Annotated in this window: 20 protein-coding genes and 1 pseudogene; 8 read left to right on the top strand and 13 right to left on the bottom strand. The window is 65.3% G+C overall.

Annotated features, from left to right (window positions below):
* Positions 1-181: 181 nt before the first annotated feature.
* The 4 genes from Q0S71_RS24760 to Q0S71_RS24745 form a co-directional block, all read right to left on the bottom strand.
* Positions 182-928, bottom strand: a complete 747-nt coding sequence (locus Q0S71_RS24760) for a ComEC/Rec2 family competence protein (RefSeq protein ID WP_296001622.1) — start codon at positions 926-928, stop codon at positions 182-184.
* Positions 929-1,075: 147 nt separating this feature from the next.
* The gene (locus Q0S71_RS24755; protein WP_296001620.1) at positions 1,076-1,882 is read right to left on the bottom strand and encodes a TatD family hydrolase; all 807 of its coding nucleotides are present in this window, start codon (positions 1,880-1,882) and stop codon (positions 1,076-1,078) included.
* Positions 1,883-1,884: 2 nt separating this feature from the next.
* Positions 1,885-2,598 (bottom strand): lipoprotein-releasing ABC transporter ATP-binding protein LolD, encoded by a 714-nt coding sequence (gene lolD, locus Q0S71_RS24750; protein ID WP_296001618.1) that lies wholly within the window; start codon positions 2,596-2,598, stop codon positions 1,885-1,887.
* Positions 2,591-3,856, bottom strand: a complete 1,266-nt coding sequence (locus Q0S71_RS24745; protein ID WP_296001616.1) for a lipoprotein-releasing ABC transporter permease subunit — start codon at positions 3,854-3,856, stop codon at positions 2,591-2,593. Before Q0S71_RS24745 ends, lolD begins: the two co-directional genes overlap by 8 nt.
* 170 nt (positions 3,857-4,026) lie before the next feature.
* Here Q0S71_RS24745 and Q0S71_RS24740 point away from each other — a divergent pair, with 170 nt between their 5' ends.
* Together Q0S71_RS24740 and recJ are read left to right on the top strand one after the other, a co-directional pair.
* Positions 4,027-5,091, top strand: coding sequence for a hypothetical protein (locus Q0S71_RS24740; RefSeq protein WP_296001615.1), 1,065 nt, complete (start codon positions 4,027-4,029; stop codon positions 5,089-5,091).
* A 4-nt stretch (positions 5,092-5,095) separates the two neighbouring features.
* The gene (gene recJ, locus Q0S71_RS24735) at positions 5,096-6,790 is read left to right on the top strand and encodes a single-stranded-DNA-specific exonuclease RecJ (protein WP_296001613.1); all 1,695 of its coding nucleotides are present in this window, start codon (positions 5,096-5,098) and stop codon (positions 6,788-6,790) included.
* 50 nt (positions 6,791-6,840) lie between these two features.
* Here recJ and Q0S71_RS24730 read toward each other — a convergent pair whose 3' ends face one another.
* The gene (locus Q0S71_RS24730; protein ID WP_296001611.1) at positions 6,841-7,299 is read right to left on the bottom strand and encodes a nuclear transport factor 2 family protein; all 459 of its coding nucleotides are present in this window, start codon (positions 7,297-7,299) and stop codon (positions 6,841-6,843) included.
* Between the two features lie 171 nt (positions 7,300-7,470).
* Complete coding sequence (locus tag Q0S71_RS24725) at positions 7,471-10,644, bottom strand: S8 family serine peptidase (protein ID WP_296001609.1); 3,174 nt, start codon at positions 10,642-10,644, stop codon at positions 7,471-7,473.
* Positions 10,645-10,972: 328 nt separating this feature from the next.
* Here Q0S71_RS24725 and Q0S71_RS24720 point away from each other — a divergent pair, with 328 nt between their 5' ends.
* Together Q0S71_RS24720 and Q0S71_RS24715 are read left to right on the top strand one after the other, a co-directional pair.
* On the top strand, positions 10,973-11,869 hold the full coding sequence (locus tag Q0S71_RS24720; protein WP_296001607.1) for a PEP-CTERM sorting domain-containing protein: 897 nt from the start codon (positions 10,973-10,975) through the stop codon (positions 11,867-11,869).
* Positions 11,870-11,893: 24 nt separating this feature from the next.
* On the top strand, positions 11,894-12,766 hold the full coding sequence (locus tag Q0S71_RS24715; RefSeq protein WP_296001605.1) for a PEP-CTERM sorting domain-containing protein: 873 nt from the start codon (positions 11,894-11,896) through the stop codon (positions 12,764-12,766).
* Between the two features lie 98 nt (positions 12,767-12,864).
* Here Q0S71_RS24715 and Q0S71_RS24710 read toward each other — a convergent pair whose 3' ends face one another.
* Both Q0S71_RS24710 and Q0S71_RS24705 read right to left on the bottom strand, forming a co-directional pair.
* Positions 12,865-13,410: a hypothetical protein gene (locus tag Q0S71_RS24710; protein WP_296001603.1), complete on the bottom strand. Its 546-nt coding sequence runs from the start codon at positions 13,408-13,410 to the stop codon at positions 12,865-12,867.
* Between the two features lie 40 nt (positions 13,411-13,450).
* Entirely contained in the window at positions 13,451-14,374 is a 924-nt protein-coding gene (locus tag Q0S71_RS24705; RefSeq protein ID WP_296001637.1) for a cupin-like domain-containing protein, read from the bottom strand.
* Positions 14,375-14,584: 210 nt separating this feature from the next.
* Between Q0S71_RS24705 and Q0S71_RS24700 the strand changes: the two genes are divergently transcribed.
* From Q0S71_RS24700 to Q0S71_RS24690, 3 genes are all read left to right on the top strand, one after another.
* The gene (locus tag Q0S71_RS24700; RefSeq protein WP_296001601.1) at positions 14,585-15,022 is read left to right on the top strand and encodes an antitoxin Xre/MbcA/ParS toxin-binding domain-containing protein; all 438 of its coding nucleotides are present in this window, start codon (positions 14,585-14,587) and stop codon (positions 15,020-15,022) included.
* Entirely contained in the window at positions 15,023-15,712 is a 690-nt protein-coding gene (locus tag Q0S71_RS24695; protein ID WP_296001599.1) for an RES family NAD+ phosphorylase, read from the top strand.
* 98 nt (positions 15,713-15,810) lie between these two features.
* On the top strand, positions 15,811-16,131 hold the full coding sequence (locus tag Q0S71_RS24690) for a DUF2288 domain-containing protein (protein WP_296001598.1): 321 nt from the start codon (positions 15,811-15,813) through the stop codon (positions 16,129-16,131).
* A gap of 68 nt (positions 16,132-16,199) precedes the next feature.
* Here Q0S71_RS24690 and Q0S71_RS24685 read toward each other — a convergent pair whose 3' ends face one another.
* The 4 genes from Q0S71_RS24685 to Q0S71_RS24670 all read right to left on the bottom strand — a co-directional run bounded on the left by Q0S71_RS24685 (position 16,200) and on the right by Q0S71_RS24670 (position 23,315).
* A complete protein-coding gene (locus Q0S71_RS24685; RefSeq protein ID WP_296001595.1) occupies positions 16,200-19,283 on the bottom strand; it encodes an efflux RND transporter permease subunit in 3,084 nt (1,027 codons plus the stop codon).
* A 9-nt stretch (positions 19,284-19,292) separates the two neighbouring features.
* Positions 19,293-20,432: an efflux RND transporter periplasmic adaptor subunit gene (locus tag Q0S71_RS24680; protein WP_296001593.1), complete on the bottom strand. Its 1,140-nt coding sequence runs from the start codon at positions 20,430-20,432 to the stop codon at positions 19,293-19,295.
* Between the two features lie 76 nt (positions 20,433-20,508).
* On the bottom strand, positions 20,509-22,089 hold the full coding sequence (locus Q0S71_RS24675) for an efflux transporter outer membrane subunit (protein ID WP_367185337.1): 1,581 nt from the start codon (positions 22,087-22,089) through the stop codon (positions 20,509-20,511).
* Positions 22,090-22,337: 248 nt separating this feature from the next.
* On the bottom strand, positions 22,338-23,315 hold the full coding sequence (locus tag Q0S71_RS24670) for a L,D-transpeptidase (protein WP_367185336.1): 978 nt from the start codon (positions 23,313-23,315) through the stop codon (positions 22,338-22,340).
* A 222-nt stretch (positions 23,316-23,537) separates the two neighbouring features.
* Here Q0S71_RS24670 and Q0S71_RS24665 point away from each other — a divergent pair, with 222 nt between their 5' ends.
* Positions 23,538-24,263 (top strand): VPLPA-CTERM sorting domain-containing protein, encoded by a 726-nt coding sequence (locus Q0S71_RS24665; RefSeq protein WP_296001591.1) that lies wholly within the window; start codon positions 23,538-23,540, stop codon positions 24,261-24,263.
* A gap of 27 nt (positions 24,264-24,290) precedes the next feature.
* Here the strand turns inward: Q0S71_RS24665 and Q0S71_RS24660 are convergent.
* A pseudogene (locus Q0S71_RS24660) lies at positions 24,291-24,592 on the bottom strand (ABC transporter ATP-binding protein); the annotation flags it as partial.

Raw genomic sequence — 24,592 nt, 5'->3', positions numbered from 1 at the left:
CGTTTTTCTGCGCTTCGTTATCAACGGGTCTCACACGGCCACCGCCCCAGGGAGGAACTTATTTGTCGTACGGTTCGTGGGCACGGATGAACCAGGGAAGAACTTATTTGCAAGCCCACTTTTCGCCGAAAAAAGGAATCGCTTAAAAATCAGTCAGTTACAGAATAGCCCAAGGAAGAACTTATTTGTAAGCTACCAGGTCGATGGTGCGCTGGTCGCCCACCACCAGCGCGACGATCACGCCGGCATAGGGCCGTCCCGGCAGCGCGCGCAGGATGCGGGCCCGCAGCACGGCGCGGCAGTGCTCCACCACGTTGTCGAAGCCGAACACGAAATTGTCCAGCCGCCGGTTGCCGGCCGCCGGCCGCACGTAGCCGGTCGCGCGCAGCCCCTGCTCCAGCAGCCAGACTTCATAATCAAAGCCGTATTCGTTGGCGTTGCCGTGCGGGCGCTGCAAGCGCACCGTCAGCTGCCATCGCTCGCCCGGCTGCACGTCGCCGACGGCGCTGGCCGGCCCGCGCTGGTTGGCGTACCACGACAGCGAGACGTGCGGTGGAATCTGGGGCGCCGCGCCGCCCGCGTCGGCCAGCACGCGTTCGACCGCGAAGTTGAAGCGCACGCCGTCCTTGAAATTGTAGGGCAGATTATCGGCCACGCCGATCAGTGTGATGTCGCGGCCTTCATCGGCCCGCGCCAGTTCCGGCGCCAGCGCCAGGTGCGCCAGATAGGCGGCCCAGCCGACGCCGAGCGCGAAGCCGGCCATGCAGGCCAACGCGCCGCGCAAGCAGCGCGGCCGCGCGGTGCGGCGCGCCAGCAGCAGAAGTAGCAGTAGCAGCACGCCGGCCGGCAGCGCGGGAAAATCCGGCAGCGCGCCCTGCATTTGCAGCCACGACACGCCGGCGACCAAGCCCAGTATCCCGATCCGCATCGCCCCACCTGTTCGCTGTTGAAATGGAACGCAACGCAGGAATATCGAAAAATGACGACTATTGCACTGTTAAGAAATCGAGGATACGAAAATCCGGCGGCGACAGGCGGCCGTCGCACATGTTATAGATATAGATCAAACTACCATCTAGATATTGGGCGGGAAAACTGCCATGCGCGGCAGCGCGGCGCGCGCGTTGGCGCTGGTGGCGGCGGCCACCTCGTCTATCGCGATGCCGCGCAGTTCGGCCAGCACGGCGCCGATGCGGGGAATCTGGTCCGGGCTGTTGCGGCCGGGGTGGATCCAGCTCGGCGAAATGTCCGGCGCGTCCGTTTCCAGCACGATGGACGACAGCGGCAGTTCGCTCGCCATGCGGCGGATTTGCAGCGCGCGCGTGAACGTCATCGCGCCGCCGAAACCGAGTTTGAATCCAAGGTCGATATAGCCCTGCGCCTGCTGGAAGCTGCCGTTGAAGGCGTGCGCGATGCCGCCGTTGGGGCGGATCTGGCGCGCGTGCTTGAGCACCACGTCCTGCGAACGGCGCACGTGCATCAGCACCGGCAGGTCGAAGTCGCGCGCGATCTTGAGCTGTTCGCGGAAGAAGAAAATCTGCTTGTCGCGCATCGCCGGCTCGGTCAGCATCGGCAGGAAGAAATCGAGGCCGATTTCGCCGATGGCGACCATGCGGCTATCGGCCATCGCGGCGGCGACCCGCTCGCGCAGCACGCGCAGGTCATCCTCGCCGGCCTGCGGCACGTAGATCGGATGGATGCCCAGCGCGTAGCAGGCGTTGTCGACGCCGGCCGCCAGTGCGGCGACGATGGCGAAATTGGCCGTCGCCACCGCCGGGATCACGATCATGCCGACACCCTGCGCGCGCGCCTGCGCGGCTTGCGCGGCCGACTCGGCGCCGAATTCGTGCGCGTCGAGGTGGCAGTGGGTGTCGATCCACATGATCAGTCCTGGTAGGGGTGCAGGCCTTCGTCGGTCAGGCGCAGGATGCGGTCGCAGCGGCGCGCCAGCTCGATGTCGTGCGTGACGATGATGAAGGCGGTGCCCAGGGTGCTCGACAACTCCAGCATCAGGTCGAAAATCTGCATCGCCGTGGCATGATCGAGGTTGCCGGTCGGTTCGTCGGCCAGCACGCAGGCCGGCTGCGTCACCAGCGCGCGCGCCAGGGCCACGCGCTGCCGCTCGCCGCCCGACAATTCGCCCGGCACGTGGGTGACGCGCTTGGCCAGGCCCACGCGCTGCAAAATCTGCTGCGCCGCATCGGTGGCCTGCGCGCGCTTGACGCGCCGTATCATCAGCGGCATGGCGACGTTGTCGAGCGCCGTGAATTCCGGCAGCAGGTGGTGGAACTGGTAGACGAAGCCGAGCGACTGGTTGCGCAGGTCGCCGCGCGCCGTTTCATTCAGGCTGGCGAAGTCCCGGCCGAGCAGGGACACGCTGCCGGTGGTCGGCGTATCGAGTCCGCCCAGCAAGTGCAGCAGCGTCGATTTGCCGGAGCCGGAGGCGCCGACGATGGCGACGCGCTCGCCGCGCTTGACGTCGATGTCGATCCCGGCCAGCACCTGCACCGAGTACGCGCCCTGGGTGAAGGTCTTGCCGAGGCCACGGCAGGACAGCACGGTGGCGTTGTTGTTGATCGCGGCGTTCGTATCACTCATAGCGCAGCGCCTCCGCAGGTTTGACGCGGGCGGCCCACCAGCTCGGGTAGATCGTCGCGAGGAAGGCCAGTATCACGGCCACGACGCCGATCTTGTAGACGTCCGGCCAGCGCAGGTCGGACGGCACGGTGCTGATGTAGTAGATATCCTTCGACAAGAACTGCACTCCCAATATATGTTCGATAAACGGTACGATGACGTCGATGTTGAGCGCCACCAGCACGCCGGCGCCGACGCCGCACAGCGTGCCGAGGATGCCGACCAGCGCGCCCTGGATCATGAAGATTTTCATGATGGAGCGCGGCGAGGCGCCCAGCGTGCGCAGGATGGCGATGTCGGCCTGCTTGTCGGTCACCGTCATCACCAGCGTCGAGACGAGGTTGAAGGCGGCCACCGCGATGATGAGCGTGAGGATGATGAACATCATGTGCTTCTCGGTCTGCACGGCGGCGAACCAGTTGGCGTTCAACTTCGACCAGTCCTGCATGATCAAGTCGCCCGACATGGTTTTCTTCAAGTCCTGCGCCACTTGCGGCGCGCGGTGCATGTCATGCAGGCGCAGACGCAGGCCCGATGGCGCGTCCAGCCGCAGCAGCTTTTCGGCGTCGGTCATGTGGACGAAGGCCAGGCCCGAGTCGAATTCGTTGTGGCCCGCCTCGAAGATGCCGACCACGGTGAAGCTGCGCAGCCGCGGCAGCATGCCGGCCGGCGTGATCTGGCCCTGCGCCAGCGCCAGCGTGACCTTCTCGCCGATATTCACGTGCAGTGCGCGCGCCAGTTCGATGCCGAGCACGATATTGAATTGGCCGGCCTGCAAGGCGCCGAAGCTGCCGCGCTTGACTTTGGAGATCACGTCCGACACATTCGCTTCTTCCTCCGGCAGCACGCCGCGGATCACCGATGGCCGCAGCACGTCGTCGCGTATCAGCATGCCCTGGGTTTCGACGAAGGGCGCGGCGCCCTTGACTTCGGGATTGGCCAGCGCTTCCTTGGCGGCGTGCTGCCAGTCCGGCATTTCGCCGCGCGCGTCGAACACTTCGATGTGGGCCAGCACCGACAGCATGCGGTCCGTGACTTCCTTCTGGAAGCCGTTCATCACCGACAGCACGACGATCAGCGCGGCCACGCCCAGGCCGATGCCGGCCATGGAAATGAGGGAAATGAAGGAGATGAAGCTATTGCGGCCGCTGCGCTTGCCGGCACGCGTGTAGCGCAGGCCGACCAGCCATTCGAACGGCAGATTCTTAGTGATACCCATGGGCTCCGACGAGGATGAAATTCAGTAAGCCCGCAGTTTGCCATAAACCGCCATCCATGGGTGAAACACCGCACGCGCGCTGGCGCTCCGCTTGCCGGATAGGCAAGCCGCAGCCGCCGGCGCGGACCGCCGGACTTACTTGGCGTCGTCCATTTCCACTACAATGCCGCATGATCCAAATTACTCTCGCCCTGCCATTCGGGCTGCCGCCCCCGGAACTGGCGCCCGACCTCCAGCGCGCGCTGAAAACCCCCGCCCTGGCCGCGCTGCTGTCGCGCACCAGCAATGCGCAAGTCCACCCGGCCGAAGACGGCGCGCGCGCGCTGCCGCATGAGGCATGGCTGGCGCGTGCGCTCGGCTTACTGGGTTCAGGCGCACAGGCCGACGGCGCCCCCGTCGCCGCCGCCGCCATGCACGGCTACGGCCAGGCGCCGTCCGAGGGCTACTGGTTCATCGTTCAACCGATCCACGTGCAGCTGGCGCGCACCCACCTGACGCTGGCCGATCCGCGCCAGCTGCGGCTGGAAGAAGCGGACGCCCGCACCCTGTTCGAGCTGGCGCAGCCCCTGTTCGAGGAATCGGGCAAGCCGCTGGTGTATGGCGACGCCGGCACCTGGTTCATGCGCGCCGACGACTGGGCCGACTTGAGCACCGCCACGCCGGACACCGCCACCAGCATGAATTTGAGCGACTGGATGCCGGAAGGTCCGAACGCGATCGCCTTCCGCAAGCTGCAAAACGAAATCCAGATGCTGTGGCATGAACACGCCGTCAACGAAGCGCGCCAGGCGCGCGGCCTGACGCCGGTCAATTCCTTCTGGCTGTGGGGCGGCGCGGCCGCGCCGGCGCCGGCAACGGCGGCCCGCAAGACGCTGGCGGTGGCCGGTGCGCCGGCCTGGCTGGCGGCGCTGGGCCGGCCCTCGCTGCGCGGGGCGACGCTGGCGCAGCTGCTGGCCCACCCGGCCGACGGCGACGACCAAGGCCCGCGCATCGCGCTGCTGGGCGACTTGATGGAGTCCGGCGGCGGCGGCGACTGGTCCGACTGGCTGATGCACATGCAGCGCCTGGAGCAGGACTGGTTCGCGCCGCTGCTGGCGGCGCTGCACGACGGCCGCGTGGCGCGGGTGAAGCTGGTGCTGAGTCATCGCACCCGGCTGGCCGAATTCACCAGCACCAAAAACGCCCAGCGCAAATTCTGGCGCAAGCACACTTTGAACAACCTCGTCCCCAGCTAATGCCATGACCCGTATCGCCACCCGCCCCTATCCCCTGCGCGAATCCGAAATGCTGCGCCAGGGCGGCATCCATCCCGTGCTGGCGCGCCTGTACGCGGCGCGCGGCCTGACCGACGTGAAGGATTTGTCGAGCGAGCTGGCGTCCATGATCCCGCCAGCGGGCCTGCTGCACATCGACGCCGCCGCCGTCTTCCTGGCCGACGCCATCGCCGCCAACAAGCGCATGGTGATCGTCGCCGACTACGACTGCGACGGCGCCACCGCCTGCGCCGTCGCGCTGCGCGGCCTGGGCGCGATGGGCGCGACCATAGACTTCATCGTGCCGAACCGCTTCGAATACGGCTACGGCCTGACGCCGGAAATCGTCGAGCTGACGGCGCGCGAAAAGCAGCCCGACATCATCATCACCGTCGACAACGGCATCGCCAGCATCGACGGCGTGGCCGAGGCCAACCGGCGCGGCATCGAGGTCGTCGTCACCGACCACCACCTGCCGGCCGATACGCTGCCCGACGCGCGCGTGATCGTCAATCCCAACCAGCCGCAGTGCGGCTTCCCGAGCAAAAACCTGGCCGGCGTCGGCGTCGTGTTCTATGTGCTGCTGGCGCTGCGCGCGGAGCTGCGCAAGCGCGGTGTGTTCGACGCCCAGACCCAGCCCAAGCTCGACTCCCTGCTCGACCTGGTCGCCCTCGGCACAGTGGCCGACGTGGTGCGGCTCGATCCGAACAACCGCATCCTGGTGGCGCAGGGTTTGAAGCGCATGCGCGCCGGCCGCATGCACGCCGGCGTGGCCGCGCTGTTCCGCGTGGCCGGCCGCGAGCCGCGCAGCGCCACGCCGTTCGACCTGGGCTTCGCGCTCGGCCCGCGCCTGAACGCGGCCGGACGCTTGCAGGATATGTCGCTCGGGATCGAATGCCTGATTACCGACGACGAAGGCCGCGCCTGGGCGCTGGCGCAGCAGCTCAACGACATCAACCTGCAACGCCGCGAAATCGAGGCCGAGATGCAGGATACGGCCTTGCTGCACCTGGACGAATTCGAGCCGGCCGCCAGCAGCACCATCAGCGTGTTCGACGCCTCGTGGCACCAGGGCGTGATCGGCATCGTCGCCTCGCGCCTGAAAGAAAAATTCTTCCGGCCGACGATCACCTTCGCGCCCGGCGCCGATGGCTGGATCAAGGGGTCGGGCCGTTCGATACCGGGCTTCCACCTGCGCGACGCGCTGGACCTGGTGTCGAAACGGGCGCCCAGTTTGATCGACAAGTTCGGCGGCCACGCGATGGCGGCCGGGCTGACGATACGCGCCGACGCCTTCGACGCTTTCTCGGCGGCGTTTGAAGCGGTGGGCCGCGCGTGGCTGACCGAGAAGCAGCTCGAACGCGTGATCGAAACCGACGGGCCGCTGGAAGACGCCTACTACACCACCGACTTCATCACGCTGATGGATGGCCAGGTGTGGGGCCAGGGCTTCGCGCCGCCGGTGTTTTGCGACGAGTTCCGCGTCGTCAGCCAGCGCATATTAAAAGAGCGCCACCTCAAGCTGCTGCTGGAAAAGAACGGCACGCGCTACGACGCCATCTGGTTCGGCCACGTCGACGCGCTGGGCGACCGCGCGCGCGTCGCCTTCCGGCTCGACGCCAATGAATACAACGGCGTCACCAAGGTGCAGCTGATGGTGGAGCACGCGGAAGCGGCGTAACCGGAGCCGCCTAGCCGGCGCGGCTTGGGCGCCATCGGGCCGCCGGTTTTTTACTGCGGCTTCTGGCAGTCGCAGACTTCGTTCCCGCCGTCGAACACGATACGCCATTTGCCCGGCGCTTCCAGGCGCCAGATCGAACTGAAATGGGCGATCAGTTTTCCGCTCGCGTCGTACACCGGGCCGGCGGTGCTGGCCAGCGTGCCGGAGGCCAGGACTTCGACCCGATCCGGCGTCCAGAAAAACGGCGCCTCCGGTTTGACGAAGAAGCGCTTCCACACATTCGCAATCGCGTCCTTGCCGCGCAAGGGCTGCTCGCCGCCGGAAAAAATCGCCTCGTCCGAGATGAAGGAAACGAAGGCCTCGAAATCGCGCGCCTTCATCGCGGCCGCGAAGGCGCGCTCCGTGTCGCCGACCTGTTGCTGCAATTGAGCGCTGGCCGGCGGCGGCGCCGTGGCGCAGGCCGCGGTCAACGCCAAAACCATCGCTGCGCAAATGCTGAAGATTTTCATCGCTGCTCCCTCAAATTGTGGATTTCGTCCTGAACCCGGCATGGCCATCAACGATAATGCATGAATAAGTGGCTGGGAAGCCGGGAGCGAAAAAAAACCGCGCCCCTCGCGGGACGCGGCTCTGCTCTTTCCTTCCCCGCTGCGCTTATTTGCTACCCTGACTTCCCACCCTTACCTGGCGCCGATCGTGCGCCGGCGTTCCGCCCTGGCCGTCGCCGGCGTGACATCGCGCGTATCGATATTGATTTCGGTGACCGACAGGGCGCGGCCGTCCTGGTTCAGCAACTGCACGCCGCCCAGGTAGTGCTTGCCCTGCTCCAGGCCGGTCCAGCTGATGCCGACGTCGGCCGTGCCGCCCTGCTTCACCGAAGCCGGCACGTTCAGTTTCACGCTGCCCTTGGTGTCTTTGGGAATCGCGGTGGCGTAAGACAGGGTGAAATTGGTGCTGACGCCGTTCTTCACCTTGTAGCCCAACACGCAGACCTTGACCACGCCCATGTTCGGCGAAATCAGCGCCAGGCTTTCGTTCGAGCCTTCATGGCCGCTGTAGGCGATCAGGTTGTTGCTTTGATCGAGCAGGGCCAGGTCCAGGTCGTCATCGGCGCCGCCATCGGTGTCGCGGTTCGATATTTCAAAGCGCGCGATCGTGGTCTTGTTGGGAATGCCCAGCGTGACCGCCTTGACGCCGGGGCCGCGCGCAACGCAGGCCCGCACCACGGCATCCTGCGATTCGAGCGAGCCCGGCGCGGCCTGGGTCACGGTCTGCGCCAGCCGCGTGTATTCACGCATGCCGCCGCGCACCGCGCTGAGCTTGCCGTCGAAGCCGGTCTGCACTTCCAGGTCGCGGCTGCCGCTGGTGGTGGTGGCCGAGACCAGCGCGGGCGCTTCGACGCCGGCGTTGTAGCGCGCCTGCAGCGGGCTGCGCACCTTGTGTTCGCCGTCGCTCCACACCAGCTCGCCCAGACTCCACACGGTGTCGGCCGCGCTGGTGCGCAGCAGGCTCAGTTTGTAGCTCTGGGTTTCGCCCGGGTCCAGCTGCAGCGTCGCCGGCGTGACCGCGACGTCGAAACCGTCCAGGGTGACGCTGGCGTTGTAGATCGCCGTCTTGTCGCCGACGTTGGTCACGCTGCGGCTGACGGTCTGGTTGCCGACCACGCCCGGCAGCGAAATCGAGGCCAGGTTCAGCGCATAGCCTTTCAGGGCGCCGAGGCCGCAATCGCCGCTCGCGCCGGTGATGTCGCACAGGTATTTCTGGTAGTCGGCGGCGGCGATGTCATAGACCAGGCCGGGGTCGGCGGCGCCGTTCGGCTGCACCAGTCCGGCGCCCTGGCCCCATGCCAGCGTGCCGTCCTGGTCGCCGGTCAGCGCGGTCGGCAGCACCGAGCGGGTGGTGGTCATCAGCGCCGATTTGACGGCGGCCGGCGACCAGCCGGGATGGCGTTGCTTGAGCAGCGCGGCCAGACCGGCCACGTGCGGCGTCGCCATCGACGTGCCCGACATATAGGCCGACTGGCTGTAGGCGGGCGCGTTGCCGGCGACGACGGCGCCGCGCTGGGCGCCGCTCAGGCTGGGCGCGATGCCGGCCAGGATGTCCACGCCCGGCGCCGCCAAGTCCGGTTTCAATACGCCGGGGTCGAACATATTCGGGCCGCGCGAGGAAAAGTCGGCCAGCACCGGGCCGGTCATCGGCGTGAGCGCGCTGGTCGACAGCGCGGCGGTGGCGCCGGGACCGGCGGCGTAGGAGGCGACGGTCGCGCCGTCGGTCTGGTTGACGTGGATGGTCGGCACATTGTAGATGTCGACCACGGTGCCGTTGCCATCGTCGAGCAAGATCATGCCGATGCCGCCGGCGGTCTTGACGGCGTTGGCCTTGTCGACGCGGGCGTTGTTGCCGCGCTGGCAGGCGACGATTTTGCCGGCCACCTTGGCAGGATCGAGCTGGGCCACGGGATGGGCGCCGGCCACGTCGTCCTCCAGCCGGTAGCACAGCGCGGCCTGGGAGGCGTCGGCGCCCGGCGCGACGGCGTCGGCGGCCAGGACGATGGCGGTCTTGGGCAGGGCGAAGGCGTCGAGCGAGGCGCCGGTGAATTGCTGGCCATTGCCCAGCGTGACGGTGGCGGTGTGGGTCTTGTCATGGGTGGCGGCGGCCACCGTCGCCATCCACGGGCTGATGTGGGAAACGGCGTCGACGGGGCCGGAATTGCCGCCGGCGGCGGACACGAAGACGCCGGCTTCGACGGCGTGGCGGAAGGCTTGTTCGACCGGGTCGAGCGGACTTTCGCCGCCGCTGATCGAATAGCTCAGCACGTCGACGCCGTCGCTCACGGCGGCCTCGATGGCGGCCACGCTGTCGCTGTTGTAGCAGGTGTTGCTGACGCCGGTGTCGCTGGTCTGGTTGTCGTTGTAGCTCCAGCAAATCTTGTACATGGCCAGGCGGGCGCGCGGCGCCATGCCGTTGCGTATGCCCAGCGAGTCGCCGTTGAAGGCCAGCGCCGGCACGTTGCCGTTGCCGGCCGCGGTGGACGAGGTGTGGGTGCCGTGGCCGCCGTCGCCGGACGGCGCCGACAAGGAGTCGCGCGGCGAGTGGAATTCGCTCCAGTGGATCACGCTGCCGCTGGCGCGGAAGCCGTCGTCGAAATAGCGCGCGCCGATCAGCTTGTTGTTGCAGTTGGCGGCCGTGAAGCCTTCGCCGGTCTGGCACACGCCCTTCCAGCGCGTCGGCGCCGGTCCGTAGGCCAGGGTGGCGGCGCTGTCCAGGGTCGGCTGGCCCTTGCCGTCGACGTGGTCGGCATAGGACAGGTTTTCCGGCCAGATGCCGGTATCGATCACGCCGACGATGATGTCTTCGCCCGCGTGCTCCTTGCCGCCCAGCTGCTCCCACAGGCCGCCCGGCGCATCCAGGCCGAGGAAGGTCGGAGTGTAGTTGGTGACCACGTGCTGGCGCTCGTCCGGCGTGATGGTGACGGCCTTGCCGCTGGCCTTGAGCAGGCGCACTTCCGCGTCGGTCAAAAGGGCGGCGAAGCCGTTGAACACCACCTGGTACTGGCGCGTGATCTTGGCGGCCGGCAGCAGCGCCTTGGCCAGGTCTTGCTGGGTGCTGAGGTAGCCGCGGTACTGGCGCGCGGCGACGCTGGCCAGGTCGAGGCGCTGTCCGGCGGCGGCCTTGGTGGCGCGCATGCCGCTGACGCTGCCGCTGTAGGCGGCCAGCGGCTGGTCGGCCAGTTGCACGATGTAAGCGCGGCGCAGGTCGTCGGCGCGGGCGGGCTGGACCGCCGCCAACAGCGGCATCGCGGCCATCAGCAGCAGGGTGAGGCGGCGGTTTTTCAGTGCTTTAATCGTGACCAAGATAGCGCTCCCATTCAAAGGTTAACGTTGTTTTTGCTCTAAAATAATGTAAAAAACTATAGCAAGTAAACCAAGTAAATAGACAAACATTTAATCCTATGACTTGCATAGTGAAAAAAATACAACGGTAAAAAATCATTTTTTCTGGCAATTTTATTGCCAAATACTTATGTTTATTTTGCGACTTTCATAGTGAAAAATGACACAATTCCGCATGTTTTTGGAGGCGAAAATTTTACCGGTCGTAAAAATAATAAATATGCAAGCCGGTGGACGAATGCCATCGCGCTGTGCATACTTGGTTACTTGTCAACTCAGGGGAGGACCCATGAAACTTGCACTTAAAGCACTGGCAGCTGCTTGCCTGGCCACCGCGGGGGCGCCGGCTTTTGCCGACGCATATGGTAGCGCTACCTTCGGCAATATTTCCTACACATTGATCGACCTGAATCCCAACGACGGTGTCGCAGCCAGCATTTCCTTCCTGCCGAGTTCAAAAAAATATGCCTCCGGCGCGGCCATCGGCGGCGAGGTTCAGACCGGAGTGATCAATGGTGACGAGCCGGGCAATCAGGACACCATCTTTCTAACCATGGGCGCCTGGCAGAACTCCAGCATCAGCCGCACCGAACACACCGATCTGTCGTCGGTGTCGGCCAGCGTGACCGGCTCGTCCACCGGCGTGGGCTTCAGCGCGCTCAGCGTGTCCGGCAGCGCGCTCAGCTCGGCCGCGCGCAGCTCGGACTTCCTGGGCCACGCCGATGTGCCAAGTAATGGCGGCCTGGACTTCATCCTCAGCGCCAACACCGAAGTGGTGTTCTCGGCCTACGCTTCCATGAGCGCCAACACCACCATCGGCCATGTCCACGGTTCACCGGACGGCGAAAGCGCTTCGGCCCTGATGACGCTGGAGGCGGCCGGCCTGGGCGCCGACGGCGTCACGGTGCTGGACGACCGCGAGCAGCACGGCGTTTCCGTGGCCTACACCCTGGGCCATCCAGCCGGCGGCGGCACCGACAGCTGGAGCGGCCTGCTGTCGTCCAGTTTCAGCAACGTGGGCAATCACGCCACCGCCGGCCAGTTTTATGCGGGCGCCACCATCAGCGGCCAGTCGATACTCGCCGCGGTGCCGGAACCATCGACCTACGGCATGTTGCTGGGCGGCATGACCTTGCTGGCCGCGCTGGCACGCCGCAACCGTACAGCGCAGCGTCGCGATCAATAACCATTGCTTTCCATAGGAGAATTTATGAAGCGCTTTGTCATGCATACTCTGGCGGCGGCCTGCCTGGCTGCCGCGGTCGGACCGGTGTTCGCGAACGCGAACAGCAGCGTCGGCCTCAACAACCTGGTCATCACGGTGGCCGCCCTCAATCCCACCGACGGCTCGACGCCCTCGCTGACGTTCGACCCGATCACGTCCTACGAGCGTATCGAAAACTCCAGCTACGGCGACCCCTATCAAGGCACCATCATCAACCGCTACTCGACTCCGCAACAGTCGCTGTTGGCCTACCAGGTCAATGGCGACTGGTCGTCGTCGGGCGCCAGCATCCTGAGGGCCAACAACGCCGCCGGCTTTAGCGCGGTGTCGGCGCAAGGCGTGGCCGGCAGCGGCCTCGATGGTTATGGCTCCTTCCACGTCGCCGCCGACGTCAATCAATACCTGACCAGCTTCACCTTGTCGGCCCATAGCGAGGTGACCTTCACCGTCGATGCGGCGATGCAAACCAAGACCACCATGGGCTATAACCTGGACGCCGACCAGGGCGAGTACGCCTATACCCACGCGGTGCTCAACGTGTTTGGCCAGATCGGTGACGTCTACGAGAACGATCTGGACGAACATATGCTCGATTCGACCTACTACGTGCGTGACGACAATACCACCACGGGCGTCAGCGACAGCTGGAACGGAAAGCTGTCGATCACGTACGTCAATTGGGGTTCGACCGCAACGACCGCGCAGTTGCAGACCTACGTCGTGGCCGATGGCCAATCGGCGACCTGGGATGGCGTGACCCCGGTGCCGGAACCGGAAACCTACGCGATGATGTTGGGTGGCCTGGCGCTGATCGGCGTGCTGGGCCGCCGCAGCCGCCGGCGCGCCGCCAAGGCTTGATGCATCCACCCGGCCCCTGTTCGCCAGGGTGCCGGGCCAGCGGCATCGAGCGCGCTGTTTCAGGATAAAAGCGAGCGGCCCGGTTTGCGCCCTGGCAGTCAGTGCGCCGCCGTGGACGCTTTCAAAAACACGAAGAACGCGAATACAACCTCAATCAAGCCACCGAGTCCCGCGGCGACGGCGGGCGGAAACGCCAGGAAGAAGGCGCAACTTCCACCGGCAATCAGGCTCACTCCCATCGTCCAGAACACCGGCCTGCCATACGCACTGGCAAAGATCAGGTAGCGACTGCCTATCGTCGCCATCATCGCTGGAAAAAATAAGGCCGGCGCCAAAAGGAAAAGACCATAGGCCATTGCGCAGCCGAGGATCAGCCATATCGTCGATGCCATGACCAGCTGGTTCAGTGCATTGGCTTTGCCGGTCCGCGCTGGTCGCCCTATCGCCTTGGTCACTATGACGCTGATTGGATAAATGAGCGCGCCGCCTATGAGCAAGGTCCACACCGACAGGCGCATCCCAAGCAGATGGCACACCAGCGCGGCGGCGATCCAAACCAGGCCGGATACGAGAATGCCGGGGGCGCCGTCGAAGTACGCGTGGCGCATCTCTTTTTGCTGATCTTCGGATAGCGATAGTTTCATCAATTCTTCCCGCGGTTGAGATACCGGAATTATAAAATAATTAATCCGCCGCGCGCTGAAGCGATGGATCGCCATTCAATGCGAACGGCAGCGCCCTCGCCCACCGGTTGGAGGACAGCGAAAACGTCAGCGCGCGCACGTAGTGGTACCACCCAGCCGGCACATACAGCAGGTCGGCGGGATGGACGATGCATTCGATCATCGATGCCGCGCGCGCCAGCGGGAAGCGGTCGAAATCCGGCGCTTCGGGATTGAACGGCGAACCAAACAGAATCGCGTTCGCTTCCTTGGGATAGAGGAATTCGTCGTGGTGCGGCGGCGACAGGAAGATGCGCTTGCTGCCCCATATCTGCGCGAAGATATTATCGTCATAGTCGCAATGCAGCGGCGTGACCGTGCCGGCGGGGCCCAGCCAAAAGCGCGGCGGTCCCATTTTGTCGAAATAGGTGGGCCAGTGACACAGGCCGTTCAATTCGCGCAGTTCCAGATTGCCCAGATACGGCGGCAGGTCTAGCGTGCCGCCGGCGACCAGTTCCAGATACTCCTGCATGGACATATCCTGCATGGCGCGGTCGGGCGCGAACGCCGTGTTGATATAGTCGCCGACGCGCGCGCGCACGGGCAAGTGGCTGAAGCGCTCGCGCAGCGTTTGCGGCGTGAGCGCCGACAGCGGCCAGCGGCCGACCACGCCGCTGCTCAGAAAAGGCAGACCTTGGGCGGCGCGGGTCCGGAATGCGGCGGCATCGAGCGCGCCCAGGCGCGGCACCTCGGCAATGACGGGCAGGCCGCGGCCGACGCGCTTGATCGCGTCCCGCATGGCCTGTATCGACGTCACGCCGCGTACCTGCGCATCCTTTTGCTCGCGCGCCAGCTTCCTGGCGACGGCGTCCTCGGGCGACGCGAACTGCGACGCCGGCCGGGGCGGCAACCGTGGCGCGCCGCGCCCTTGCGACTCTTGCGCCAACTCTTGCGGCAACTCTTGATCGCGCGCCGCCGATTCCTTCTCTCTCAATCTATCCCCTTGCCTGGGGCGCAAGCGGCCCCGAATTGAATCACACTCCACTGCGAGCCGCGATTTTAACCTGTCCGGCGCCGCATCCGCACGCACCGATTTCGGCGCACGCTTGAAATGATTGTGAAATCGGAGTATAAATACTCCATAAACGGAGGAATCATGAATCTCACCTACGCCTATCCCAAGAGCCGCTTCGAGCCGACCGTGCTGGTGGACCTGAACGCCAAGGCCGAGCGCGAGCGCCTGTCCAAGTCGGCGCTGAAGGGCTTCTTCAAGCTGGCCGCCGCCTGGAAACTGCGCGACGACGATGCGCGCGAACTGCTGGGCGGCCTGTCGAGCAGCGCCTATTACGACTGGAAAAAGCATCCCGAGCGCGTGCTGGAAGTGGACCGCATCACGCGCATCTCCTACCTGCTGGGCATCTACAAGGCGCTGCACATCCTGTACGGCGACCAGCTGGCCGACGAGTGGGTCAGCCTGCCCAATACCAATGCCATCTTCGGCGGCCGCACGCCGCTGTCGGCGATGCTGGGCGGCGGCCTGCTGGCGATGCAAACCGTGCGCAAGCTGCTCGACGCGCGCCGCGGAGGCCTGTAATTGGCCGGCCAGCTTCTGCTGCCGATCACGCAGCTGCGCCAGTTCGACACCTGCCGCCTGCTGCCGTCGCGCTTTGCCGATGTCGAAGATTCGGTGCTGGCGCCGCTGGCGGCCGACGACGCCGAGTTGCAAGACCTGTTCGACCTCGATAACGCGACCAACGCACGGCTGCTGGCGCAGAACGGCGGCGCGGCTGGCATCGGCGTCGACGAGCTGGTGTTCGGCGTGCCGCATTTCCGCATCATCAACGCCGCCTTTACCTACGCCCGCCCCGAGGGCAGCCGCTTCAACGACGGCGAGCGCGGCGCGTGGTACTGCGCCTTCGACGCGCCGACGGCGCTGGCCGAAATCGTGTTCCACAAGACGGTCGAATACGCGGAGATCGGGCGCTACGACGACAGCGTCACCTACCAGCTGATGCTGGCCGATTTCACGGCGCCGTTCCACGACCTGCGCGGCCAGGAACGCTACCGCGACTGCCTCGATGCGGGCAGCTACGTCCATGCGCAGCGGCTGGCGGCGCGGCTGCTGGAGGCCGGATCGATGGGAGTGATTTTCCCCAGCGTGCGGCGGGCCGGCGGCACCAATCTGGCGTGCTTCCGGCCTGCGCTGGTGGGCAATGTCCGCAAGGGCGATGCTTATCGCCTGAGCTGGAGCGGCACGCCCGAGCCGCGCATTGAAATTATATAAACAATATAAATTATATCAATCGGGGCGGCGCGGGCCGGGTCGCCAAGGCGGCGCCGATCGGCTACCATACGCGTTTCGCCCCTATTCTTTTACGCTGTATGCAAACCAAACCTGAAAACGATACCGAACTGCGCCTCAAAGTGAACCGCGAAACCGCGCGGTTGCCGTGGAGCGAACTGATTAAGCATTTCGCCGCCGGCAACGTGGTGTGGATCGCCGACACGCTCGACCTGGTCGACGTGGCGGTGCGCATTTCGCACGACGACAAGGCCAGCATCGGCCAGTGGATGGCCGCCGGCCAGCTGGCCGCCGTGTCGGACCGGCAGGCGCAGGACTGGCTGGCGGCCGATGCCACGCTGTGGGCGGCCGTGGTCAGTCCGTTTATTCTGGTGCAGCAGGAAAAGGCCGTGCGCCAGTAAATCCGCCGGCGCAAATGAAAAGCCCCGCTACTTCGACGGTAGCGGGGCTTTTTTTGGGCGCATCAAACTCAGGCCTTGACGTGCTCCACGTGGCCGGAGCCGGAGCCAGCTTCGTGCTCCGGCACCGGCGTGGCGGCCTTGTGCTCGCTGGCCAGGAACAGATACATGGCCGGCACCAGGAACAGCGTGAACAGCGTGCCTATCGACAGGCCGGTGAAGATCACCAGGCCCATGGCGTGGCGCCCGGCCGCGCCGGCGCCCGAGGCGACCACCAGCGGCACCACGCCGAACACCATGGCCGCCGTCGTCATCAAAATCGGACGCAGACGGGTGCCGGCCGCGATTTCGATGGCTTCGCGCTTGTTCTTGCCGGCCGCGCGCTGGTGATTGGCCACTTCGACGATCAAAATGCCGTGCTTGGAAATGAGCCCCATCAGCGTCACCAGTCCCACCTGCGTGTAAATATTTTGCGAGGCGAAGCCGAGGAAGATGAAAATAAAGGCACCGAACAGCGCCAGCGGCACCGACACCAGGATCACGATGGGGTCGCGGAAGCTCTCGAACTGCGCCGCCAGCGCCAGGAACACGATGATGACGGCGAAGGCCATCGTCACCAAAAAGCCGCCCGACTCCTGCATGAACACGCGCGACTGGCCCGAGTAGTCGACCGTGTAGCCGCTAGGTGCCACCTGCTTGAGCGTGTCGCGCAGGTATTGCAGGATCTCGCCCTGCGAGGCGCCCGTCACGCCCGAGATGGTGGCCGAGTTCAGCTGCTGGAAGCGGGTGATCGATTCCGGCACGGTGCTGTACTTCAGGCTGGCGACCGTGCTGGCCGGTATCATGGCGCCGCCCGGCGTGCGGATGTAAAAGTCCAGCACGTCGGCCGGGTTGAGGCGGTCGACCTGCTGCACCTGCGGAATCACCTTGTAGGAACGGCCGGCAATCGAGAAGTAATTGACGTAGCCGCCGCCCAGCGCCGCGCCCATGGCGTTGCCGAAGTCTTGCTGCGTCAGGCCCAGGGTGGCCAGCTTGTCACGGTCGACCTCGACGCGCGCCTGCGGCGAATCGACTTTCAGGTCGACGTCAGCGAAGTAGAATTTATTCTCGGCCCTGGCCTTGTCGATCACCTGCTGCACCACCGTGTTCAAATTCTCGAACGGTTCGGTGGTGGTGATGACGAACTGCACCGGCAAGCCGGACGTGCCCGGCAGCGGCGGGAACTGGAAGGCGGCGATGCGGGCGCCGGCGATGGTGTTCCACTTCGCCTGCAATTCCGTCTGCACCTGCTTGGCCGAGCGCGTGCGCTGGTCCCAGGGCTTGAGCAGCACGCCGCCGATGCCGGCATTCACCGACGGCACGCCGGTGATCTGGAACATCTGCTGGTATTCCGGCATCGAGCGGCCGATGTCGAACACTTGCTTGGCGTAGGTCTGCATCTGGTCCGACGTCGCCGTCGGCGCGCCCACCACCTGCGACAGCACCAGGCCCTGGTCTTCCTCCGGCGCCAGTTCCGACTGCGACATCTTGAACATCAGGCCCAGCACGAGGAACAGGATCAGGCCCATGACGAGCAGCACGGGATAGGTGTTGAGCAGGCTGTGCAGCAGGCGCAGATAGCCGCTGTGGACCTTGTCAAACACGCGGTCGATGGCCTTGACGAACTTGCCCTCGTCCTGGCTGGCGCGGAAGAAGCGCGCGCACATCATCGGCGACAGCGTCAGCGCGACGATGCCCGACACGGCCACGGCGCCGGCCAGCGTGAACGCGAACTCGGTGAACAGCGCGCCCGTCAAGCCGCCCTGGAAGCCGATCGGCACGTAAACGGCGATCAGCACGACCGTCATCGCCAGGATCGGGCTGCCCAGTTCGCGCGCGGCCTGGATCGCGGCGTCGTAGGGCTTCATGCCCTCCTTCATGTGGCGGTCGACGTTTTCGACGACGATGATGGCATCGTCGACGACCAGGCCGATGGCCAGCACGATGGCCAGCAGGGTCAGCAGGTTGATCGAATAGCCAAGCACCAGCATCACGAAGAAGGTGCCGATCAGCGACAGCGGCATGGCGATCACCGGCACGATCACGGCGCGGAAGCTGCCCAGGAACAGGAAGATGACGATGGTGACGATGACCAGCGCCTCCACCAGCGTCTTGATGACTTCTCTGATGGAAGTGTTGATGAACTCGGTCGAGTCGTAGACGATCTGGCCCGTCAAGCCGTTCGGCAGCTGCTCGCGGATGGGCGGGAAAGCCACCCGCACGCGCTTGGCGACGTCGAGGATGTTGGCCTCCGGCGCCACCTTGATGCCGATGAACACCGAGCGCACGCCGCTGAAGGCGACGTTGAAGTCATAGTTCTCGGAGCCCAGCGTGACGTTGGCGATGTCTTCCAGGTGGACGATGGCGCCGCCGACCTGCTTGACGGCCAGCTGCTTGAACTCCTCGACGGTGTGCAGGTCGGTGCCGGCCGTCAGCGTGACGCTGACCATCTGGCCCTTGGACTGGCCCAGGCCGGTCAGGTAATTGTTCTGCGCCAGCGCGGCGCTGACGTCGGCGGCGGTGACGCCCTGGGCCGCCATCTTGCCGGCGTCCAGCCAGGCGCGCAGCGCGAACTGGCGCGCGCCCAGCAACTCGGCCGTCTGCACGCCCTCGATGGAATCGAGCTTCGGCTTCACGACGCGCAGCAGGAAGTCGGTGACGTTGTTGGTCGGCAGCGTGTCGCTGTAGAAGCCGAGGTACATGGCATCCGTGGTCTGGCCGGTCTGCACCGTCAGCACCGGCTGCTGGGCCGCCTGCGGCAACTGGTTCTTGACGGCGTTGACCTGGGTGGTGATTTCGGTCAGCGCGCGGTTCGAGTCGTAGTTCAGGCGCAAGGTGGCGGTGATGGTCGACACGCCGCTGTTGCTCGACGACGAGAGATAGTCGATGCCCTGCGCCTGCGCGATGGACGATTCGAGCGGTTGCGTGATGAAGCCGGCCACGGTTTGGGCGTCGGCGCCGTAGTAGGTGGTCGAGATGGTGACGACCGCGTTCTGCGTGCGCGGGTACTGGTTGATCGGCAGGCTGAACAGCGAGCGCAAGCCCAGCACCACGATCAGCAGGCTGACCACGGAGGCCAGCACCGGTCGCTTGATGAAGATATCGGTAAAGTTCATGGCGCTTCCTTAGTGTTCCTGAGGAGTCGGATTCGGGCTGTTTTGCGGCTGCACCTTGTTGTCGACGATGACGGGGGTGTTGTTCTTCAGTTTCAGCTGGCCGCTGGTGACGACCATCTGGCCCTCCTTGAGCCCCGTCAGCACGGCCACCTGGTCGCCGCGCGTGGCGCCGGTGGTCACGAACAGTTGCTGCGCGATCAGCTGGCCATGGCCCTGGGCGTCGCGCGGCGCGTCCTTGGCCGTCGATTCATTGAGCACGAACACGGTCGAGCCGTAGGGGTTGTAGGTGATGGCCGTCTGCGGCAAGGTCAGGAAGCGCTTCTGGCCGCCCTGGTCCAGGCTGACGTTGGCGAACATGCCCGGCAGCAGCTGGCGCTTGGGGTTCGGCACCGTCGCCTCGACCTGCACGTTGCGGGTGGCGGCGTCGATCTTCGGGCTGATGGAGGTGACCTTGGCCGCGAAGGCCACGCCGGGGAAGGCGTCGGCCGTCACGCTCAGCTTCTGGCCCACCGACAATTGCGCCAGCTGTTTTTGCGGAATGAAGAAGTCGACGTAGACGGTGTCGATGGTTTGCAGCGTCACCAGCTTGTCGCCGGGATTGACGTACTGGCCGGGATTGATGGTGGTGATGCCGAGCTTGCCGGCGAACGGCGCCCGCAAGGTTTTCTTGTCGACCAGCGCCTGCTGCTGCGCCACCAGCGCCTTGCGGCTTTTCAGGTCCGCGACGTCGTTGTCGAGCTGGGCCTGGCTGATGGCTTCGGCGGCGAACTGCTGCTTGTCGCGCGCCAGCACCGTGCCGGACAGGTCGGCCGCCGCCTGCAAGGCGTGCAACTGGGCCAGGTCGGCATCGGCGTTCATCTCGAACAGCACTTCGCCGGCCTTGACGTCGTCGCCCGACTTGAATTTCACCGTGCGCACCAGGCCCGAGATTTCGCTGGTGACATCGACGCCGCGCACCGGCGCCAGCGTGCCCACGGACGTGAGCTGCGGCTGCCATGCCAGCGTCTCGGCCTTGGCGGCCGTGACGGTCTGGGCGCCCGGCTTGGGCGAGCTGGCGATCAGCGCCTTGATCTGCAAATATTTGCCGAACGCCAGGACGGCGATCAGCACTACGACACAACCCACCATGATGAGCATACGCTTGGTCATGAAACTGTCTCCTGCGGTTTTTGATTCGGATTCATAAGCTGAATTGACCGAATTGACTGAATTAACTAAGCGGCGGTCAGCGGGCGAGCGGCGCGGCCTGGGCATCGGCCGACACTTCGGCCCGCACATCGGCCGGCGCCAGCGCGCCCCGGTTCCACCAGCCGCCGCCGAGCGCCTGGAACAGCGCGGCCGTGTCGGCATAGCGCGCCGCCTGCGCCTGCACCAGGGTGATGTGGGTCTGCTGATAGACGCGCTCGGCGTCGAGCAGGCTCAGGTTGCTGATCGCGCCCAATTTGTACTGCGACGTCGCCAGCGCCAGCGATTGCGACGCCAGCGACTCGGCCTCGGCCTGCGCCTTCAGCGTGCTGGCGTCGGATTCGAGCGCGCGCAGCGTGTCGGCCACGTTCTGGAACGCGCCCAGCAGCGTGCCGCGGTACTGCGCGGCCGCCTCGTCGTAGGCCGCCTCGGCCGCGTGCTTTTTGGCCGTCAGCGCGCCGCCGTTGAAGATGGGCTGCGTGATGCCGGCGCCCAGGCTCCAGATCACGCTGCTGGACTTGAAGACGTCGGCCGGCGTCAGAGCCGACGAGCCGTAGCTGCCGCTGAGCGTGAATTGCGGATACTGGTTGGCCGTCGCCACGCCGACCAGCGCGCTGGCCTGGTGCAACAGCTCTTCGCTGGCGCGCACGTCGGGCCGCTGGCGCAGCAGCGCCGACGGCAGCGACACCGGCAACTGCTCCGGCAAGGTCAAGGCGTCGAGCTGGAATTCGGGCAGACCGGCTTCGCTCGGCAAGCGACCCACCAACACCGACAGTTGATGACGCGTCTGCGCCAGCGCCTTTTCCAGCGGCGGCACGGTGGCCTGCGTCTGCGCCAGCTGGGTGCGCTGGGTCAGCACGGTCGTGCGCGCGATGGCACCGAAGCTGAATTGCTTGTCGATCAGCGCGGTCTGCCGCGTCAGCGCGTCCAGTACTTCCCGCGTCGCCTTGAGCTGGGCGCGCAGCGAGGCCTCGCGGATCGCCGTCGTGACGACGTTGGCCGTCAGCGCCAGATAGGTCGCTTCGACCTGCATGCGCTGATAGTCGACCTGGGCCTGCGCGCCTTCGAGCGTGCGCCGCGTGACGCCGAACACGTCCGGCGCATACGACACGTTGACCGAGGCGTTGTACAGATTGAAGACGCTGCCGCCGGGCTGGCCCGTGGTCAGCACGGACGCGCGCTCGCGCTGGGCGCCGAGCGCGGCGTTGACGGCCGGATAGGCCAGCGTGCCGGCCTCGGCCTTGTAGTTTTCCTGCGCCTGCCGCAGCGACGCTTGCGCCGCCGCCATCGTCGGGCTCTGCGTCAACGCGGCGCGGATCAGCTGATCGAGCGCCGGCGATTGGAACATCGACCACCACTGGGCCGGAATATCCTGGCCCGGCGCGAAGCGCTGAACGGCGCCGCCGATGCCGGGCGCGGACACGGTCTGGGCCGGCATCGGCGTCGGGGTGTAGCTGGCGTCGGCGGCGCCGGCGGGCGCGGCCGGCGTTTTAAAGTTGGGACCGAGGGCGCAGCCGGCCAGCCCCAACCCGAAGGCGGCGACGACGCCGGCCTGGCGCGCCAGCCGCTGGAGCGGCGGCGCCGACTGCGGCGACAACGGTGTGCGGTTCTGATTTTTCAATTGACAGACTCCTGCTGGACAAAAAGGCAAAGGCCGTTCACATTTCTTGCTGAACAGAGAGTCAATTATATTGAGAAAGCGCTGGAAATTGAGATTTTTCGCTAACTTTTTCCGCTTATTTTTCAATAAAATTTATTTTATAGTAACTTTTATATACAAAGTAACCGGAAGGAGATTGACAATAAAGACTATAGGTGGGTGAGTTTGGCGCGACGCTCGCGTCAAACCATCGTCCAGGCGCGTGGCCATTATTCCTGTAATAACACCGTCGCGCCGCGCGATACGGCGCCCGCCACCGCCAGCGCATCCCAATTGGTCAGGCGGATGCAGCCATGCGACTGCGTCTTGCCGATATTGCCCGGCTCCGGCGTGCCGTGGATGCCGTAATGCTTTTTGCTCAGCTCTATCCACACCACGCCGACCGGATTGTTCGGCCCGGCCGGAATGCGCGCCTTGGCCTCGCCCGGCTTGGCGTCCCAGAACAGTTTGGGATTGAACTGATAGACCGGATCGCGGGCGACGCCCATCACCTTCCACTGGCCGACCGGCAAGGGATCGTGGGCGCTGCCTGTGCTGGCCGGAAACTGGGCGAAGGGCGTGCCGCTGCCGTCGAGCAAGGTCAGCGTGCCGTCGGCGCGGCCGACCAGGATGGTGGCCGCCTTCGGCAGCGGCGCGGCGGCGATATTGGGCACCAGGATGTGCTCCCCCGCCCGGTTCAGCGTCATGCCGGGATTCAAGCTGCGTAACAACGCCGGACTGCTGTGGAATTTTTCGCCCAGCGCTTCGGCGGCATTGGCGTAACCCAGCCCGTCGAGCTTGGCCTTGGCCGCCATATTGGCCGGCATGGCGCGGTAGGGGCCGGCCGCGTCGCGCGCGCTGATGACATAGCTCGTCAGCAGCGGCGCCTGGTCGGCGGACAGGACGGCCCACGTGGCGGCATCGACCACGCCGCTGACGGGCAGCTGGCTCAGCTTCTGAAAACCGCTGATGGCCTGGCGCAGATTGCCGCCATAGTTGCCATCGATCTCGCCCGGTGAAAAGTGGGCGCGGTCCAGCAAGATGGCGGCGCGCAGCACATTGGCGCCACGGCTGTGCGGGCCGACCGGCCGCGCGCGCTGCGCGGGACTGAGCTCATCGGGCGCCCGGGCCGGCGCCGTCGCCGCCGCAGCGCTGCCGCCACCCGCCATGGCCGCGATGGCCGCCATGGTTACTAAAAAAATATTCACACCACACTCTTTCTTGCACATCGACGAGCCGCATTCTATGCCAGCACTGTTGTGTTCGCCAACACGCTGTTTCGTTGCATGAAAACCACTAATATTCATTCCATCGGCAGAAAATATAATAAAAACAATTTATTTAGTAAAATGTACACAGGGCATGCGATAGTTGCTGGAAATAATATGTCATTACAAAATACAAATTGAAATTACCTTTGGGAAAATAATATGACCACTCTGATATACCGCTCCATCATGTCGATGATGCTGGCAGGCGCTACCCTCGCGGCCGGCGCCGCCCGGGCCGACGTCGTCGAATATGATTTCACGGCGTCGATATCCGCCGAGCGCCTGCTGGGACTGGACGGCATGTTCGCGCCCGTCACCACCAGCGCCCTGCCGGGCGACACCGTGTCGCTCGAGAGCATTATCATCGGCCATATGTACTACGACACATCGGCGTCGGCCTCGGCCGCCAGCCAGCTGCCCGCGCCGGCCTCCGGCAGCAGCCATTCCTACACCAGCACCATGGCCGGATTGCAGTTCTCGGTGCTGGGCAGCGCCGTCAATTACAGCAGCACGCCGGGCGCGCAAACCGGCCTGCTGGTGTGGGACAACGCCAGCACCATGATGGGCGCGGACGTGCTGGCCATGGCCACCGCCGCAACATCGGCCGGTGGCGTGAGCGCTACGGCCAGCATGAATTTGATCGACAACAGCGGCACCGCCTTGCAGGACACCCGGACGCCGGGCCAGCTGAACTTCGACGCTTTCGACACGCGCTATCTGACGGCCACCTGGATCACCGCCGACGGCCAGCACCTGATGATTACCGCGGACCTGACCTCGCTGACGCCATCGGACCCCGCGCCGGTGCCGGAACCGGCCAACGTCACCATGCTGCTGGCCGGTCTGGCCGGCCTGGGACTGGTGGCGCGCCGCCGCCGCGCCTGAACAATCAGGCGGCGCCGGGGTCCGCGCTCAATGGGCCTGGCCGCCGCCCAGATAGGCCGCGATCACCTTGGGATCGTTCTTCAGGCTCGCGGCCGGACCATGCACCGAGATGCTGCCGTTTTCCAGCACATAGCCGTAATCGGCCACATTCAGCGCCGCCGCCGCGAACTGCTCGACCAGCAGCATCGTCACGCCCTCCGCCTTCAGCCGAGTGATGATGCGGAACACTTCCTCGACCAGTATCGGCGCCAGTCCCATCGACGGTTCATCGAGCAGTATCACTTCCGGGTTGAGCATCACGGCGCGCGCCATCGCCAGCATCTGCTGCT

This window comes from Rugamonas sp. (genome assembly GCF_025354735.1).
Taxonomy (GTDB): Bacteria; Pseudomonadota; Gammaproteobacteria; order Burkholderiales; family Burkholderiaceae_D; genus Rugamonas.
Note: the sequence above shows the minus strand (reverse complement) of the source record. Positions and strands in the feature narration are given on the sequence as shown.